The following is a 16,640-nucleotide window of genomic DNA, read 5'->3' as shown; positions in this document are numbered from 1 at the left end:
CGTGCACCGGGCCCGAACCGAACACGAACGCTGAGAGAAGAACATGACCACCACCAGCAGCAGTTCCCCCGCCCCCGAGACCGGGGCCGCTCCCCGCCTGTTCCCGCGCGCGGCCACCGTCCTCCTGGCGCCCCTGGCCGTCGCCGCCCTGGCACTGGCGCCCTCGCCCGCACTGGCCCACGACGTGCTGACCGGGTCCTCCCCCGAGGACGGGGAGACCCTGGAGACCGTCCCCGATGAGGTCGTGCTGACCTTCAACAACGCGCCGATGGAGGGTGGGAGCGGCAGCGCCGTCGTCGTGACGGGGCCGGACGGCGAGACCACCTACGAGGACGGCGAGCTCACGTTCGACGACGTGGACGTGTCCGTGGCGCTGAGCCCGCTGGACCAGGCCGGTGAGTACACCATCGGGTTCCGTGTCGTGTCCTCCGACGGCCACCCCATCCAGGAGAGCCTGGCGTTCACGGTCACGGAGGAGGCCGTGGCGGCCGCGGCCCCGGAGCCCGAGGCGGGAGAGAGCGGGCCGCCCTCCGCCGAGGAGGCCGACGAGCCCGCCGAGGAGCCCGCGGCGGAGGAGGTCTCCGCCGAGGAGACCGACGGGGGCGGTGTCTCCCTGACGGCACTGGCCGTGGTCGCCGTGGTCGCGGTCGCGGGCATCGGTGCGGTGGTGCTCGTCCTCTCCCGCATGCGCAACCGCCCGGGCAACGGTGACCAGAGGTAGGAGTCGCTCGGGCCCGCGTGGCCCGTGAACACGACGGGGCCCGTACACCGCGCGGTGTACGGGCCCCTTCGTCCTCGGCTCCCGCCGGACCGGGTCCCACGGGCATGGACCCGTGCCCGGCGCGTGCCGGAGCCGGACTCAGACGCGGCGGGCCAGGAGGATGCTGATGTTGTCCTTGCCGCCGGCCTCCATGGCGGCCTGCCACAGGGCGTGCACGGCGGCCTCGTCACTGCCCGCCTCCGCGATCATCCGCTCCATATCCTCGGGGATGACGAGGTCGGACAGCCCGTCACTGCACATGAGCCACGCGCTCGGGTCGGCAGCGTCGTCGCGCCCCACGTGCGGGACCATCGAACCGCCGGAGCTGCCGCCCAGGGACTGGGTGATGAAGTTGGTGGTGACCGGGCGGCCGTCCTCCGAGGGAGGAAGTGCGGGGGAGTCGTCCTCGGAGAGCTGCCTCAGACGGCGGCCCTCCAGGCGGTAGGTGCGGGAGTCTCCGACGTTGAACCAGAAGTTGCCGTCGCTGTTGAGCAGGACGCCAGCGACCGTGGTCCCCATCCCGGAGAACTCGGTGTGCTGGAGGGCGTGGTCCTTGATCTCCTCGTCGATGTTGCTCAGCAGTTGGGCGATCTCCTCGGGGCCGTTGAGCCGCGGCCCCATCTCGGCCATGCGGTGCACGGCGTGCTCCGACGCGATCTCCCCTGCGGCCTGTCCGCCGATCCCGTCGGCGACCGCCAGGATGACGGGCTCGCTCACCGGCAGCACACAGCGGACCGGCGAGGTCATGTTCGCACTGGCGACGGTGAGGGCACCCATGACGACGGCGTCCTCGTTGGCGGGGCGGATAGCGCCCCGGTGCGTGAGGGCCGTGACAATGACTTCCCCACCAGCGACACCCATACGCCCTTCCTCCCGTTTCGTCGGCCGTGGCCGGTTGCCCGGCGCCACGCGCCGGACCTTGGTCGAGTCCCGTTCAACGTCTGGATTCTGTAACCGTACCGACCTACTGCTGGAGTCGGTCAAAATCCGCGTACATCATGGCGGAAAACACCCGGATATGCAGTTCCCGCACCGGTTCCGGCCGACAAAAGTGCTGTGACGGATGTGCACCCGGTGTGTGAGGCGGCCTTCCGTTGTTCCGGTCCGACAGTAGCGGCGTCCAGGCGTACCCGACAGGGCCGATCGGCCGGTGCGGAGAACCCGCAGCGCACAGCGGGTCTCGGGGGATTACGGTCCGCCCCGAAGCCGCGTTGGGGCACGGTGCGAGATCGGCCGTACGTTGTCCGCGCTTGGGGCGTCTGGCAGAATGGGCGCCGTTGGGTGTCTAAGACGCAGACACACACGACCCGCCCCGTGCACCGCGACTCCGTCGCGCCCGGTGGCGCTCGATCTCCTTCGACGGTCGTTTGGTGTGATCTCCGTGCGTCTGCCCTTCCCTCTTTCCTCCCTCGGTCCGCCCCGCGGCAACCGTGTGCCCTCCGTGCGCACGGTCCTCAACGCTGCCGGGCGCCCACCACCCGCTGTGCGCGGACGACCCCGCACCGTGCGCCCGCCCTTTCCCGGGTCGCACAGCCACCGTCCCGCCCCGGAAGATTCCGATCCCCGCTCCGGAGTCACCTCGGGCCTTCGCACCCACGACGGGCACCGTTCCCGCCCAAGGAGTTCAGCCCAGTGAAGATCGCCATGATCGCCGAACACGCCAACCCCCTCCCCGCCCACCGGGGCGAGCCCGCCTGCCCGGCGAGCCTGCACATCTGCGCGCTCTCCAGGCAGCTGGCCAAGCTCGGCCACAAGGTGACGGTCTACTCCCGTCGCAGTGACCCCGGGCAGCCGGACGGACGCACCCGGATGGCGCGGGGCGTCTCCGTCTCCTACCTCGATGCCGGACCCGCCCGGCCGCTCTCCGCCGAGGAGCACGCCGAGCACACCGGCGCCTTCGGCACCGCCCTCGCCGCCGTCCTGGACGAGGACACCCCCGACGTCCTGCACGCCATCGGCTGGACCAGCGGTCTGGCGGCGCTGCACGCCCAGGCGCGCAGCGAGGGCGACCAGAGCGGCACCCCCATCGTCCAGACCTTCCACTCCCTGAACGCCAGCGAACAGCGCTCCGGGCTGGCCCACCACCCGGAACGCGCCCGCATGGAGACGATCCTCGCCTCCCGCGCCGATCACGTCCTGGTCAACTCCACCGACCAGCAGGGTGAGCTCGCCCGCCTGGGCGTGCCCCGCCACCACGTGAGCGTCGTCCCCTTCGGCGTGGACGCCGACCACTTCAGCATGGAGGGCGGCACGTCCGCCGACCACTGGACCTCGCGTCGGGAGGAGCGCGCACGGCTGGTGTCGGTCACCTCCCTGACCGAGGCGGGCGGCGCCGACCGCCTCGTCGAGGCCATGACCCGCCTTCCCGAGGCCGAGCTGCTGGTCGTCTCCACCGCCGAGGACCTCGACGTCGCCCTCGACGAGAACGCCCGCAGGGTCGAGGTCCTGGCCAAGGAGGCCGGGGTCGACGACCGCGTCCACCTGGTCGGACCGGTCGAGCGCAAGGAGCTGCCGCGCCTGCTGCGCTCCGCGGACGTGTACGTGTCCGCGGCCTCCTACGACCCCTACGGCGGGGCCGTCCTGGAAGCCATGGCCTGCGGACTTCCCGTCGTGGCCACCGCGACCGGAGCGACCCCGGGGGCGGTCCTGCACCGCACCAGCGGTGTGCTGATGCGGTTCGGCCGCCCGGACGAGGTCGCCCGCGCCGTGCGCGCCGTGCTCAGCACCCCGACCATGAGCACCGCGTACGGGATCGCCGCCGTGGACCGCGCCCGCTCGCGGTTCACGTGGCAGCGGATCGCCGTGGAGACCGCGATCGCCTACGAGCGGGCCCTCCCGCAGCAGGCGGAGGAGGACGAGGGCGCCGACGAAGTGGACGGCCTCCTGCTGTCCGGAGCCGCTCGCTGATCCGTGTGGTCTCCCACTCCCCTCGTGTGTCCGCGCCCCGAGCACGGCGGAACCCCCTCCGGGCCGCCGCCGGGGCGCGGAGCCGTGCCCCGATGACCTTCGACCACGAGGGACTCCTCTTCGACGACGAAGGGCTGTTCCTCGACACGGCCCGGGATCGGCTGCGGTCCGCGCTGGGCGAGAACGCCCACGCGGTCCTCGCCGTCTCCGGTGCCCGTGCCGCCGTGCTCGTCGACTCCCTGACACCGTCGGAGGGCGCACGTGTCCACGTGATCGACAGGGACGGGCTCTACGAAGCCCCTGGACGCGCCCTGGCGGCCCTGCACCGCCTGGCCCTCATCCATGAACCCGTGACGCTGGTGGCGGAGCCTCCGTCCTCCTCCGAGGCGATGGAGTCACGCGAGTGGCGGCGGTTGGAGTCGGTCCTGTGCACGGCGCTGGCCCCCCTGCGCCTGCGACTGCTGTGTGCTTACGACGCACGGGCCCTCACCGCGGGGGCCCGTGCCGCGGTGCGCGCCACCCATCCGGCGATGGTCGGGCCCGACGGCCCCCGCCCCAACCCCGGTTACCTGGGCACGGCGGCGTCCGGTGCGAGACCGGACGCACCGGAGCCCCTGTCGGCAACCGGGCCCGTGCACCGGTTGGAGATCGGGATGTCCCTGCCCCGGCTGCGCCGGGAGCTGACCGCCCTCTGCGTGTCCCTGCCGATCGCGCCGCACCGGGCCGAGGGCCTGGTGGTGGCCGTGAACGAGCTGGCCGCGAACGTGCTGGAACACGGGGCGGGCAAGGGCTCCGTCAGCGTCTGGCGGGGTCCGGACAGGTGGGTGTGCGACGTGTTCGACGAGCACGGGGGCCTCGCCGACCCGCTGGCGGGCTACCGCCCCGTAGACAGCATGCGCCCGCGCGGTTACGGGCTCTGGATCACACGGCAGATCTGCGACTTCATGGAGATCAGCGGGAACGGCGAGGGTTCGACGGTGCGGCTCCACTTCGTGGACGGGCTCGGCGCGCTCAGCTTCTGAGCGAGTCGACTGCCCCTGCGGTGCTCGGCACGATCGGGATGACCTGGTCGATCCCCGCTATCACGAACAGGCGGTTGACCTGCTGCTGCGGTTCGGCGACCATGAACCCCACGTCCAGGTCGCGGCTGCGCCGGTAGGCGGCGACGAGTACCCCGATGCAGCGCGAGTCGCAGAAGCCGACCTTGGCGAGGTCGACCACCACGCCACGCGGGCGGTCGGCGGCCAGGACGCCCTCCAGGACGTCGGCCAGGCCGGGAGAGGTCACCGCGTCCATCTCCCCCACGGGCGCGACGACGACGACGTCGTGCTCGCGGCGGATCGAGATGTCTGACGTCACGGTCGCTTCTCCTTGTCGCTGCGGGTAGGAGCCTCATCATGGCGGTTTTCGATCACGCTCGGGACTCGTCACCCGCCGTGTTCTCGATGACGAGTTCCCTGGCTACGTCCACGACCCGTTTGCGGTTGCGCTGGGCGACCTCCCGCAACGAGGCGAAAGCCGTGTCCGCGTCGCAGCCGCGTGCGTGCATGATGATGCCCTTGGCCTGGTCGATGAGCGTGCGCGCGGACATCGCCCGGCGCATGTGCGCGGTCTCCCGCGCCACGTCCGCCTGGCGGCCGACCGCGTGCAGGGCCGCGGCCGCGTGCTCCGCCAGCAGGGCGGTGAGCGGGGCGACGACCTGCTCGTCGAAGGCGTCGGCGCGGCCGGAGTGCACCCCGAACGTGACCACGCGGCCGTCGTCGGCGCCGTCTCCGAGCAGCAGGCTGGGCAGGGTGATGGAGGACCGGTCACCGCACTGGACCGCCATGCTGGTGTAGCGCGGCCACCGGTGGGGCTCCCTGAGCACGTCACCGACCCTGACCTGGGACATCTCCCGAACGGCCTCCACCGTCGGACCCTGGTCGGTCGTGTACTGGTGCTCGAAGGCGACCGAGAGGTCGGCGTGGGAGGCACCGTAGTCGGTCACCACGTGGCGGACCGACCCGTCGGGTCCCTCGACCTCGCGCCAGACCACCACGAGGGCGGCCGAGCAACCGGGGACCCCGACGGCGGCTGCCCTGCTCATCTGGTCGAGGGCGCGTTCGAGGGTGGTGTTCTCCAGCTGTCCGAGGGCACCGATGTCGCGGGCCAGGCGTTCGATCCACACGGTGGGCCCTCCTTCCGCGTCGGGGGCTCGCCCACTAACCGTAACCTTGGGGGACCATCGACCCGGACATCCGGGAGAGACCAGCCACGACGGGAGACCTGAGCGTGTCGGAGAACCTCGCCGGGCTGCAACGCGAGACCACTGCTCTCAGCGAGCGGATAAGCGCCCTCCGAAACACGCACACCATGTACCCGGACGACGCCCAGGGCACCGCCGAGGCGGCCCTGGCGGAGCTGGAGTACGCGGAGCGCCTGCTCAACGACGCGGGGGCACAGCTGGCGCGGTCCCACAGCCAGCCCGGACCGCGCCGCCAGCACGACGACGACCGCACGCTGCTCCGTGCGGTGTTCACGGAGTTGAGCGTCCCGGTCGTCCTCCTGGACCACGAGGGGTACGTCCGCCGGATCAACAACGCGGGCGCCGCCCAGCTCGGCAGCGCGCCCGGTTACCTCACCGGCAAGCCCTTCGCCCACTTCGTGGACCTGCGCAAGCGGGCCGCGATGCAGTCCTGGCTCGCCGCGGTGCTGCGCGGTGACGGGCCGGCCTCCCTGGGAACCAGGCTGGCGCAGCGGGGGTGGGCGGAGGACGTCCACCTCACCCTCACCCGGGTGGAACTGCCCACCGAGCCGAACCCGCTGGTCCTGGTGGCGATGGCGCCGCCGATGAACGGTACCGAGGAGGAGGGACCCTCCCCGCTCGAACCGGAGGTGGAGGACCAGGTCGTGGTCCTGGCCGCGCGCCGGCTGGACGTGCTGACCCGTATGACGCGGCTGCTGCTGCGCTCCGCGGGCCCCGGCGGGGCCGGAAAGCCGCTCGCCCTGGCCGACGCCGCCGACCTGCTCGCCGACTCCTACGCGGACTGGGTGGTCGTGGACGTGTGCGACCTTCCCACCGACCCCGGGGTCGCCCGGCGCGCCGTCGTCGCCGGCCCTCCCGACGCGGCTCCCGGACTGCGGGAGGAGGTCGCGGCGGTGGCGCCCGGAGGGTCCGACATCCCCGGGGAGGTGCTCAGCCGGGGCCAGTCGCTGCTGTTCCCGCTCATCGAGGACGAGTCGGTGCTGGGGGTGGCCGCGTCGGGTGCCCCCCTCCTGGCAGTGCTCGGGGCCGGGTCGATCCTCTCCGTCCCGCTCCGGGGGAGCCGTGGCGTACGCGGCGCTCTCACCCTGATCCGCCGCAGCAACCGGAGCAGCTTCCGCCTGGCCGACCTCGGCCTCATCGAGGAGATCGGCGAGCACATCGGGCTCGCGCTGCCTCCCCGCCCCTCCGCCTGACTCCGGGACCGGGGCGCGGTCAACCCGCCCGGAGGGGTACCCGTGAGAGCGCCGCCGGAAGGCCGCACAACCACACGAGCCACCCCGCACCCCACGAGACAACCACCCCCAACCCCAGAGGGGTACCCGTGAGGGCGCCGCCAGAATGCCGCAAGACAAACCAAGCCCCCCGCACCCCACGAGACAACCACCCCCAACCCCAGAGGGGTCGCCGCCAGAATGCCGCAAGACAAACCAAGCCCCCCGCACCCCACGAGACAACCACCCCCAACCCCAGAGGGGTACCCGTGAGGGCGCCGCCGGGATGCTGCAAGACGAGTCAAGCCGCTAGCGAGGAACGAGCGTCAGGCGCAGACGAGGATGAAGCATTCCGGCTTCGGGGCGCCCGAACCCGGGGCGAAGCGAAGCGGAGCCCCAAAACAAGCACGAAGCATTCCGGCTTCGGGGCGCCCGAACCCGGGGCGAAGCGAAGCGGAGCCCCAAAACAAACACAGCGGAGCCCCACAACAAGCACAGCAGCAGGCACACCTACTCGGGGCCGTGCAGGGTGTCCACCAGCGTGGTCAGCTGCGCCACGGAGCGGTCCATCCTCCGCACGCCGTTGACCAGTGGCTGGTCCACGTCCTGGTAGTTGGTGACGATGTGCTCGCGCAGCTCCGCGAGGTCGGACTGTACCTGGCGGGCGCGCTGTGCCAGCTGTTCGGCCAGCACCTTGCCCGGCTCTCCGGTCTCCTGTCCGAGGTCCCGTTGGAGGGCGCGGGCCTGTTCGCGCATCTGCGCCTTGAGCTGGTGCAGCTCCACGAACACCTCGACCTTGGAACGCAGCACCCACGGGTCGAACGGTTTGAGCAGGAAGTCCACCGCGCGCGACGCGTAGCCGCGGAAGACCTGGTGCCGGTCGATCTCCTGGGCCGTCAGGAAGATGATCGGCACGTCCTTGGTCTTCTCACGCTGTTTGATGTGCGCGGCGGTCTCGAACCCGTCCATTCCCGGCATGACCACGTCGAGCAGAATGACCGCGAAGTCGGTGCCCAGGAGGTGTTTGAGCGCCTCCTCACCGGAGTTCGCACGGACCAGGTTCTGGTCGAGGGACGTGAGGGCGGCCTCCAGCGCGATCAGGTTCTCGTCGCGGTCGTCGACGAGAAGGATGTTGGCCTTCTGGGTCACTTCGGGTTACTCCAGGTCTTCGGTCGGGGTGCTGGTGCCAGTGTCCCCGTTCGGGTCGGTGTTATCCCTGGTGCTGGTGCGGGTGTTGTTACCGTTACCGGCGGTCGCGTCATTCTGCCCCTTCTGCGCGCCCTCCGCGTCTTCGCCCCCCGGCTCGCCTCCTCCGGAACCGTCGGTTCCGGTGTTGTCGGACGCCGCCGCGGCGGCGGCGTCCTGGGCAGCCGCTCCGGCGATGGTCTCCTCGCGGCCCGCGGTGAGCCAGCGCCTCATGACGTCCAGCAGGTGGTCCAGGTCGACGGGCTTGGTCACGTAGTCCGTGGCACCCGCCGCGAGGCTGCGCTCGCGGTCCCCCTGCATGGCCTTGGCGGTGAGCGAGATGATCGGCAGGTCCGCGAACTGCGGCATCTCCCGGATTCGCTGGGTCGTCTGGTTGCCGTCCAGCTCCGGCATCATCACGTCCATGAGGACCAGGGAGATGTCCTCGTTGGCTTCCAGCCTGGCGATGCCCGCGTGGCCGTTGTCCGCGTAGAGGACCTCCAGCCCCTGTACTTCGAGGGCGCTCGTCAGGGCGAAGACGTTGCGCACGTCGTCGTCGACGATGAGGACCCGCTGGCCGGCCAGGATCGCGCGCCGTTCGGGATCCGTGCGCGCCTCGACCTCCTTCGACTCCTCCGCCGTCTCGTGGCCGGCCGGTGCGGCCGGTTCCGGCGCCTTGAGCACCGGAACCGTCGGCAGCGGCTCGTGACCGATGTCGGTGAGGGCGGCCACCGCCGCGTCGAAGTCCTCGTCCGGCATGGCGAAGTCGTCGTGCAGCGAGACGTCGTTCCCGCTCCCCGGGCCGAAGGCGTCCGTGAAGGCGTCCGTGAAGGCGTCCGCGTCGCCTCGTCCGGTGTCCAGCATGGGCACCGACGACGCACCGCCGACCGCCCGGTCGTCCCGGTCCCCGGCGTCCTCGGGCAGGCGGACCGGCAGCAGCAGGGTGAAGGTCGACCCCTGGTTCGCGACGCTCTGCACCCGGATCTCCCCGCCCAGCAGGCGGGCGAAGTTCCGGCTGATCGACAGCCCCAGGCCGGTGCCGCCGAACCGCCTGGACGTGCCGCCGTCTCCCTGGTGGAAGGCCTCGAAGATGACCTGGAGCTTGTCCTCGGCGATACCGATCCCGGTGTCCGCGACCGTGAAGGCGATGACCTCCTCGTTCTCCACGAACATCTCCAGGTCGGTGTCCTCCAGCGCCCACGCGGGCTCGATGAGGAGGCGCACCTCGCCCTGCGACGTGAACTTGACCGCGTTGGACAGCAGGTTGCGCAGGATCTGCTGGAGCCGCTGCTCGTCGGTCCACAGCGTCCCCGGGATGTCCGGCGACACGTCGACCGCGAACGCGAGCCCCTGCTCCCCCGTGACCGGGCGGAAGGTCGCCTCGACGTAGTCCACCAACTGCTCGATGGACACCTCGCTCGGCTGGACCTCCGCACGGCCCGCCTCCACCTTGGACAGGTCGAGGATCTCGTCGATGAGCAGCAGCAGGTCGCTGCCCGCCTTGTGGATGGTCTGGGCGAACTCGACCTGCTTGGGCGAGAGGTTCTGCTCCCCGTTGTCGGCGAGCAGGCGCGCCAGGATCAGCAGGCTGTTCAGTGGCGTGCGCAGCTCGTGCGACATGTTCGCCAGGAACTCGGACTTGTACTTGGAGGAGACCTGGAGCTGGTGCGCCCGCTCCTCCAACGCGTTCCTGGAACGCTGGATCTGCTGGTTCTGGAGCTCGATCGCCCGGTTCTGGTTGGCGAGCTGGGTGGCCTTCTGCCGGAGTTCGGCGTTCTTGCCCCGCAGCTCCTCCTGCTGGCGCTGGAGCTCGTTGGAGCGTTCCCGCAGCTGGCTGGTGAGCTGCTGTGACTGCTCCAGCAGGTGCTCGGTGCGGTTGTTGGCCAGGATGGTGTTGATCGTCGTGCCGAGCAGGGCGACCAGCTGCCGCAGGAAGTTCTTGTGGATCTCGCGGAACTCGTCGTAGGAGGCGAACTCCACGACGCCGAGGGCGCGCCCCTCCGAGACGATCGGGAGGATGTACAGGTTGCGGGGCGAGGCCTCGCCCAGGCCCGACTCGACCTTCACGTACCCCGGCGGAATGTTGCCCACCTGCTGTTCCACCTGCTGGGCCAGTGCCTCGCCGATGAGCCCGACGCCCTTGCGGACGCGGCGGCGGCTCTCCCCCGGGTCGAAGCCGAAGCCCGCGTAGAACTGGAAGTTCTCCTGGTCGTCCTGGGCTTCGGGCAGGTAGCAGGCTCCGTGCTGCGCCCCGATGAGCGGCGTCACCTCGGTCATGATGAGGCGGGCCAGCTCCCTGAGGTCGCGGTGGCCCTGGATGTGGCCGGAGATGCGGGCGACGTTGGACTTGAGCCAGTCGGCGTCCCGCTGGGTGGCGGTGGTCTCGCGCAGGTTGGACACCATCAGGTTGATGTTGTCCTTGAGCTGCTCCATCTCACCGCGGGCGTCGACCTGGATGTTGCGGGTCAGGTCGCCCTCGGCGACGGCACTGGCCACCTCGGCGATGGCGCGCACCTGGGTGGTGAGGTTGCCCGCCAGCCCGTTGACGCTGTCGGTGAGCTGCTTCCACGTACCCGAGACGCCGTCGACCTTGGCCTGACCGCCCAGCTGGCCCTGGCTGCCCACCTCGTGTGCGACGCGGGTGACCTCCGTGGCGAACGCCGACAGCTGGTCCACCATGGTGTTGACCGTCGTCTTGACCTCCAGGATCTCGCCCTGGGCGTTGACGTCGATCTTCTTCGTGAGGTCGCCGGCCGCGACGGCCGTCGTCACCTCGGAGATGTTGCGCACCTGCGTGGTGAGGTTGTGCGACATCGAGTTGACGTTCTCGGTGAGGTCGTTCCAGATGCCGGACACGCCCTTGACGTTGGCGCGACCGCCCAGCTTGCCCTCGGTGCCCACCTCACGGGCCACACGCGTGACCTCGTCGGCGAAGGCGGACAACTGGTCGACCATCACGTTGATGGTGTCCTTGAGTTCGAGGATCTCCCCCTTGGCGTTGACCGTGACCTTCTTGGTCAGGTCGCCCGCGGCGACCGCGCGCGTGACCATGGAGATCTGGCGCACCTGGTAGGTCAGGTTGTTGGCCATGGAGTTGACGTTGTCGGTCAGGTCCTTCCAGACCCCGGACACGTCGCGGACGTGGGCCTGTCCGGCGAGCTTGCCCTCGGTGCCCACCTCGCGCGCCACGCGGGTCACCTCGCTGGCGAAGGAGTCGAGCTGGTCCACCATCTTGTTGATGGTGTCCTTCAGCTCCATCATCTCGCCCTGGGCGTCCACGGTGATCTTCTTGGCGAGGTCACCGGCGGCGACGGCGGTGGTCACCTGCGAGATGTTGCGGACCTGGTAGGTGAGGCTGTTGGCCATGGAGTTGACGTTGTCGGTCAGGTCCTTCCAGATCCCCGACACGCCCTTGACATTGGCGCGACCGCCCAGTTTGCCCTCGGTACCGACCTCGCGCGCCACGCGCGTGACCTCGTCGGCGAAGGAGTCGAGCTGGTCGACCATGGTGTTCACGGTGTTCTTCAGGGCCAGCATCTCGCCCTGGACGTCGACCTGGACCTTCTGGGTGAGGTCGCCCCGGGCGACCGCCGTCGTCACCTGCGAGATGTCCCGCACCTGGTTGGTCAGGTTGTCCGCCATCGAGTTGACGTTCTCGGTGAGGTCCTTCCAGATGCCCTGCACGCCGCGCACGTTGGCCCGGCCGCCGAGCTTGCCCTCGGTGCCCACCTCGCGGGCCACACGCGTGACCTCGTCCGCGAACGTGGACAGCTGGTCCACCATCGTGTTGACGGTGTCCTTGAGGTCGAGCATCTCGCCCTGGACGTCGATGGTGATCTTCTTGCTCAGATCACCCCGGGCCACGGCCGTCGTCACCTCGGAGATGTCGCGGACCTGCACGGTGAGGCGGGACGCCATCTGGTTGACGGACTCGGTGACCTCGCGCCAGGCACCGGAGACGCCCTCGACCCGGGCGGAGCCGCCGAGCTTGCCCTCGGTGCCCACCTCGCGGGCCACCCGGGTGACCTCCTCGGTGAACCCGCTCATCTGGTCGGCCATGCGGTTCACGGTGGTGGCCAGGCGGAGCAGGTCGCCCCTGAGTTCGCCGCGGCGGCCGTCCGTGGAAGCGCGGCGGCTCAGCTGGCCCTCGGCGACCGAGTCCAGGACCTGCGCGACCTCGGACAGGGGTTCGGCCACCTCGTCCAGCAGTTCGTTGAGGGCCTGGGCACTCTCGCCCCACGCCCCGCGGGAGGGGTTGACGTTGATCCGCTCGTTGAGCCGTCCCTCGTCGCGGACGACGTCACCGACGCGCTGCAGCTCCTTGCTGAGCTGTTCGCTGTGGTCGACCACCTCGTTGAAGACGGAGGCGATCTCCCGGACCGTGCCGCTGCCGCGCTTCCTGAGACGGACGCTGAAGTCGCCGTCGCGCATGCGGTACAGGGCACGCAGAATCTCGTCGAGCTGGTCGTCGGCCACCAGTTCCTTGACCGCCTCGGGCATCGGACCCCCTCCTCAACCTGCCTTGCCACCTCGATGTCCCGTCAGGGCGCCCGCCCCGGCCGGTACCGGCTCGCCGTCGGGGCGGGCCGGGCCGTGGCGGAGGCTCACGGACAGGGGGTGCGCGGACCGTCCCACGTACCCTTGGTGACACCCCGTCACGCTACCCGCGCGAAGTACCACCCGAAAGAAGCGGATGTGTCGACTTACACTAACCGGCCGGAACGTAGCAGACAGGCGGGTTCGCCATGTTGGGCTCCCCGCCCCCGCCCGTAGCCCGGCAGCGCGCAGCCGCCCCGCGGGCTCCTCCCCCGGAGGGTGGAGTGGTATCACGGAGTGCGGCACACCTGGTCCCGTGATTCGGAGGTTCTGCGGGATACCTCGGGATCCGACCCCGGACGCACGCGTATCGTGTCAGTGACCACCTCCCCCCGCTCCCGTATCCAGCGACGAAGGACACCGACGGCTTGCCAGCACACGACGCGTTGAAGGTCGCTCGACGAGAGTTCCCTCCTGCCCCGGAGACCGCGGCCGCTGCCCGTGAGTTCGTTCACGACACCCTCCTGACCTGGGGCGTTCCCGATCCGTTCGACGACGTGATCCTGCTGGTCAGCGAACTGGTCACGAACGCCGTCATCCACGCGAGGTCGGCCCTGGACGTGACCGTGCGCCGCTCCGAGGGGGCGACCGAGGTGATGGTCACCGACTCCGCGCCCGAGCGGGCCGTCCCGCAGGCGGGCCCCCTGACCGTGGACACCTCTCCTTCCAGGGACAACGAGCGCAGCGGCGGGCTGGGGCTGGCCCTGGCCTCGGCGATCGCGTCCAGCTGGGGTGTGAGCTACGGGCGCAACGACAAGGCGGTGTGGTTCCGAATCGAGGACTCCCCCGGCGCGCACCCCTCGTTGGAGTCGCCCCAGGTGCGGCGGGGACCCGCCCGCCCGGTGCGCCCCGCCCCGTGGTCGGCTCTGGACGCCGCCCTCGGCTCGCGGCTCTCCCTGCCGCAGCTGCTGGAGCGCACCGTGGAGTACGCGACCACCGCCCTGGGCGGGGACGCCGCCTACATCACACTGGCGACCTCGGACGAGACCATGTGGGAGGTCCGCGCCGCCGTCGGGCTGACGCCGGGCGGTGCGCCGTGGCGTCCGCTGCGCGTGCGCACGGAGGAGACGTTCCCGTCCGCGGCCCCCGAACCGGGCGCGGTGATCAACGACGACCTCATGATCGCCCGCACCGGGCGCGGGCGCCTGTCGCGCGCCGGGATGCGCTCACTGGTCACGGCGCCGCTGATCGTGGACGGCCGGGTGGCCGGGCTGCTCGGGGTCGCCTCCATGCGTGCCAGGTACTTCGGCCCGTCGGCCGCCAAACGGCTCCAGGAGGGCGCGGACCTGATCGCGCTGCCGGTGGAGCGCTCGCGCCTGGCCGAGGTGGAGCTCAACCGGCGTGCGTCGCTGAGCTTTTTGGCCGAGGCCAGTGATCTGCTCGCCGGCACGCTCGACGAGCGGATGACGGGGGCGCTCGCCGCTCAGCTGATCACCTCCCGGTTGGGACGGTGGTGCGCCATCCACACCATCAACGAGCTGGGCAGCTCCCAGCTCACCCATGTGGTGCACGGGGACGAGAACTACAACGACGTCCTGCGTGCCCTGCTGATCGGGCTGCCGCCGCGCGAGCAGCGCGAACCGCAGCCGCTGTGGTCCACGGCCGAACTCGCCGAGGAGGGACTCGACGAGCAGCTGGGCCGCGAGCTGGCCAGCGGCCCCGCGATCAGCATTCCGCTGGTCGCGCACGGCCGCGCGCTCGGCCGGATGACGATCGGCAAGAACGAGGCGGACGACTTCACCCGCGAGGAGGTCGACGTCGCGGACGACCTGAGCCGCCGTGTGGCCTCCGCCATGGAGAACGCACGCCTGCACGAGAAGCAGGCCGCGATGAGCAGCGCCCTCCAGCGCAGCCTCCTTCCCGCGAAGGAGAAGGAGCCGGTGATCCCGCACGTGGACCACGCGGTGTTCTACCGCCCCGCGGACGAGAAGAACCAGGTCGGCGGCGACTTCTACGACGTGTTCGCGGCGAGCGGCCGCTGGTGCTTCGCCATCGGCGACGTGTGCGGAACCGGCCCGGAGGCCGCGGCGGTGACCGGTCTGGCCAGGCACACCCTGCGCGCCCTCGCCAAGGAGGGGTTCACCCCGTCGCACATCATGCAGCGGCTGAACATGGCCATCCTCGACGAGAACACCTCCACCCGGTTCCTCACCATGCTCTACGGCGAGATGACCCCGGCCACCGACGAGGGCGGCGGCATGCGGGTGCGGATGGTGTCCGCCGGACACCCGCTGCCGATGCGGCTCACCCAGAAGGGCAAGGTGGAGAACTTCGGGAGCTCGCAGCCGCTCCTGGGCGCGTTCGAGGACGTGGGCTTCACCACGGAGAGCGTGGACATCCGTCCGGGCGAGGTGGTCCTCGCGGTGACCGACGGTGTCACCGAGCGGCGCAGCAACATGGACATGCTCGGCGACGAGGGCCTGATGGAGATCTTCTCCGGGTGCTCCGGCCTGACCGCGCAGGCGGTCATCAGCCGGATCGACCGTGAACTGGAGGAGTACGCACCGGGCGGGCACACGGACGACACGGCCATGATGGTGCTGCGCTTCCTGTGACGGGCCCGGGGCCGCCGTAGGACCCGGGCCCTCACCCCCGTGTCACAGCCATCCCATGTCCTGCGCCGTGCGGATGGCGGACATGCGGTTGCCCGCGCCGGTCTTGCCGATGGCGTTGGAGAGGTAGTTGCGGACCGTCCCCTCGGTCAGGTGGAGGGCTGCGGCGATCCTGGCGACGGTGGCGCCGTCGGACGCGGCGCGGAGCACCTCGGCCTCCCGGTCGGTCAGAGGGCTCTCCCCTCCGACCATGGCGGCGGCGGCGAGGTCGGTGTCGATGTAGCGCCCGCCCTCGTGGACGCGCCGGATGGCGCCCGCGAGCTGGTCGACCGGGGCGTCCTTGGCGAGGAACGCGCGCGCCCCGGAGGCGAGGGCCCGGCGCAGGTAGCCGGGACGGCCGAAGCTGGTGAGGATGACGACACCGCAGTCCGGGGCGCTCTTCTTGAGCTGCGCGGCGACGTCGAGGCCGGTGGCGCCGGGCATCTCGATGTCCAGGACGGCGATGGAGGCGGCGTGTTCGAGGACCGTGTCGACCACCTGGTCGCCGCGGCCGACCTGCGCGACGACCTCCAGGTCGTCCTCCAGTCCGAGGAGGGCCGCGATGGCCCCTCGGACGAGGTGTTCGTCATCGGCCAGCACGATCTTGATCAAGGTCAGCCCTTCTCCGGTGTGACTGGGGCTTCAGCGCGGTATCGTTCCGGACATTGTGGTGCATAAGGTTCTTGCAGGTACGGGAGACCCACGCACCGCAGGGGTCGACCCCTGCGGCGGTTCCGGGAGCGCCCGCCTCCACCGCGCCCGGTCCCCGTGTGCTCCGTGGACTCGAAACCCTGGTATATCGGGCTCTCACCCTGTTCTAACCCATGCGGCCCATGATGGAGCCCGTCCACTAGACATCGTCCCGCCAGTCGGAGGATGAGTTGAACCCCAACGAACCGAGTACAGGTACCGAGTACGGTGCGGCGACCGGGAACGCCCACCTTCCCGCCGAGCCCGCCGACCAGCAGGTGCCGTCCGGTCAGGGGAACCCCTCCGCTGACGGCGGTGCGCACGTGGAGCCCGTACCCGGCGGGGAGCACGGGGGTGTTCCCGCCGCGTCATGGCCGGTGTGGCGGGCCTGCTGCTCGCGGCCAGGTTCGGCACCGGCAGCGCCACCGTCTACGGCAACGGCTACGAGCGGGAGG

The 16,640-nt window shown here is 70.7% G+C and carries 11 protein-coding genes; 5 read left to right on the top strand and 6 right to left on the bottom strand.

Annotated elements, in window-relative coordinates; all coding sequences use genetic code 11:
• Window positions 1-43: 43 nt before the first annotated feature.
• Window positions 44-721 carry a copper resistance protein CopC gene (locus ACFWTE_RS18600; RefSeq protein ID WP_378780768.1) on the top strand — a complete coding sequence of 226 codons (678 nt, stop codon included), beginning with the start codon at window positions 44-46 and terminating at the stop codon, window positions 719-721.
• A gap of 138 nt (window positions 722-859) precedes the next feature.
• On the opposite strand, the gene ACFWTE_RS18595 is transcribed toward ACFWTE_RS18600, so the two are convergent.
• Complete coding sequence (locus ACFWTE_RS18595; RefSeq protein ID WP_378780767.1) at window positions 860-1,621, bottom strand: PP2C family protein-serine/threonine phosphatase; 762 nt, start codon at window positions 1,619-1,621, stop codon at window positions 860-862.
• Window positions 1,622-2,392: 771 nt separating this feature from the next.
• Between ACFWTE_RS18595 and ACFWTE_RS18590 the strand changes: the two genes are divergently transcribed.
• Both ACFWTE_RS18590 and ACFWTE_RS18585 read left to right on the top strand, forming a co-directional pair.
• On the top strand, window positions 2,393-3,667 hold the full coding sequence (locus tag ACFWTE_RS18590; RefSeq protein ID WP_378780766.1) for a glycosyltransferase: 1,275 nt from the start codon (window positions 2,393-2,395) through the stop codon (window positions 3,665-3,667).
• 92 nt (window positions 3,668-3,759) lie between these two features.
• Window positions 3,760-4,689 (top strand): anti-sigma factor RsbA family regulatory protein, encoded by a 930-nt coding sequence (locus tag ACFWTE_RS18585; protein ID WP_378780765.1) that lies wholly within the window; start codon window positions 3,760-3,762, stop codon window positions 4,687-4,689.
• Here the strand turns inward: ACFWTE_RS18585 and ACFWTE_RS18580 are convergent.
• Both ACFWTE_RS18580 and ACFWTE_RS18575 read right to left on the bottom strand, forming a co-directional pair.
• Window positions 4,679-5,026, bottom strand: coding sequence for an STAS domain-containing protein (locus ACFWTE_RS18580; protein ID WP_378780764.1), 348 nt, complete (start codon window positions 5,024-5,026; stop codon window positions 4,679-4,681). The genes ACFWTE_RS18585 and ACFWTE_RS18580 overlap by 11 nt on opposite strands.
• Before the next feature lie 52 nt (window positions 5,027-5,078).
• The gene (locus ACFWTE_RS18575; protein ID WP_378780763.1) at window positions 5,079-5,834 is read right to left on the bottom strand and encodes an ANTAR domain-containing response regulator; all 756 of its coding nucleotides are present in this window, start codon (window positions 5,832-5,834) and stop codon (window positions 5,079-5,081) included.
• 104 nt (window positions 5,835-5,938) lie between these two features.
• On the opposite strand from ACFWTE_RS18575, the gene ACFWTE_RS18570 reads away from it, so the two are divergent.
• Window positions 5,939-7,105: a PAS domain-containing protein gene (locus ACFWTE_RS18570; RefSeq protein WP_378780762.1), complete on the top strand. Its 1,167-nt coding sequence runs from the start codon at window positions 5,939-5,941 to the stop codon at window positions 7,103-7,105.
• Between the two features lie 528 nt (window positions 7,106-7,633).
• Here ACFWTE_RS18570 and ACFWTE_RS18565 read toward each other — a convergent pair.
• Both ACFWTE_RS18565 and ACFWTE_RS18560 read right to left on the bottom strand, forming a co-directional pair.
• On the bottom strand, window positions 7,634-8,272 hold the full coding sequence (locus ACFWTE_RS18565) for a two-component system response regulator (RefSeq protein WP_378780761.1): 639 nt from the start codon (window positions 8,270-8,272) through the stop codon (window positions 7,634-7,636).
• 6 nt (window positions 8,273-8,278) lie between these two features.
• Entirely contained in the window at window positions 8,279-12,808 is a 4,530-nt protein-coding gene (locus ACFWTE_RS18560) for a HAMP domain-containing protein (RefSeq protein WP_378780760.1), read from the bottom strand.
• 482 nt (window positions 12,809-13,290) lie between these two features.
• Between ACFWTE_RS18560 and ACFWTE_RS18555 the strand changes: the two genes are divergently transcribed.
• Window positions 13,291-15,459, top strand: coding sequence for a SpoIIE family protein phosphatase (locus tag ACFWTE_RS18555; RefSeq protein WP_378780800.1), 2,169 nt, complete (start codon window positions 13,291-13,293; stop codon window positions 15,457-15,459).
• 42 nt (window positions 15,460-15,501) lie between these two features.
• Here the strand turns inward: ACFWTE_RS18555 and ACFWTE_RS18550 are convergent, their stop codons facing one another.
• Window positions 15,502-16,107, bottom strand: coding sequence for a response regulator (locus ACFWTE_RS18550; RefSeq protein WP_378780759.1), 606 nt, complete (start codon window positions 16,105-16,107; stop codon window positions 15,502-15,504).
• Between the last annotated feature and the right edge of the window lie 533 nt (window positions 16,108-16,640).

Origin of the sequence: Nocardiopsis sp. NPDC058631 (assembly GCF_042716955.1) — a bacterium.
In the GTDB taxonomy this organism is placed as follows: domain Bacteria; phylum Actinomycetota; class Actinomycetes; order Streptosporangiales; family Streptosporangiaceae; genus Nocardiopsis.
The sequence above is the reverse complement of the archived record's forward strand: the minus strand, read 5'-3'. Positions and strand labels throughout refer to the sequence as shown.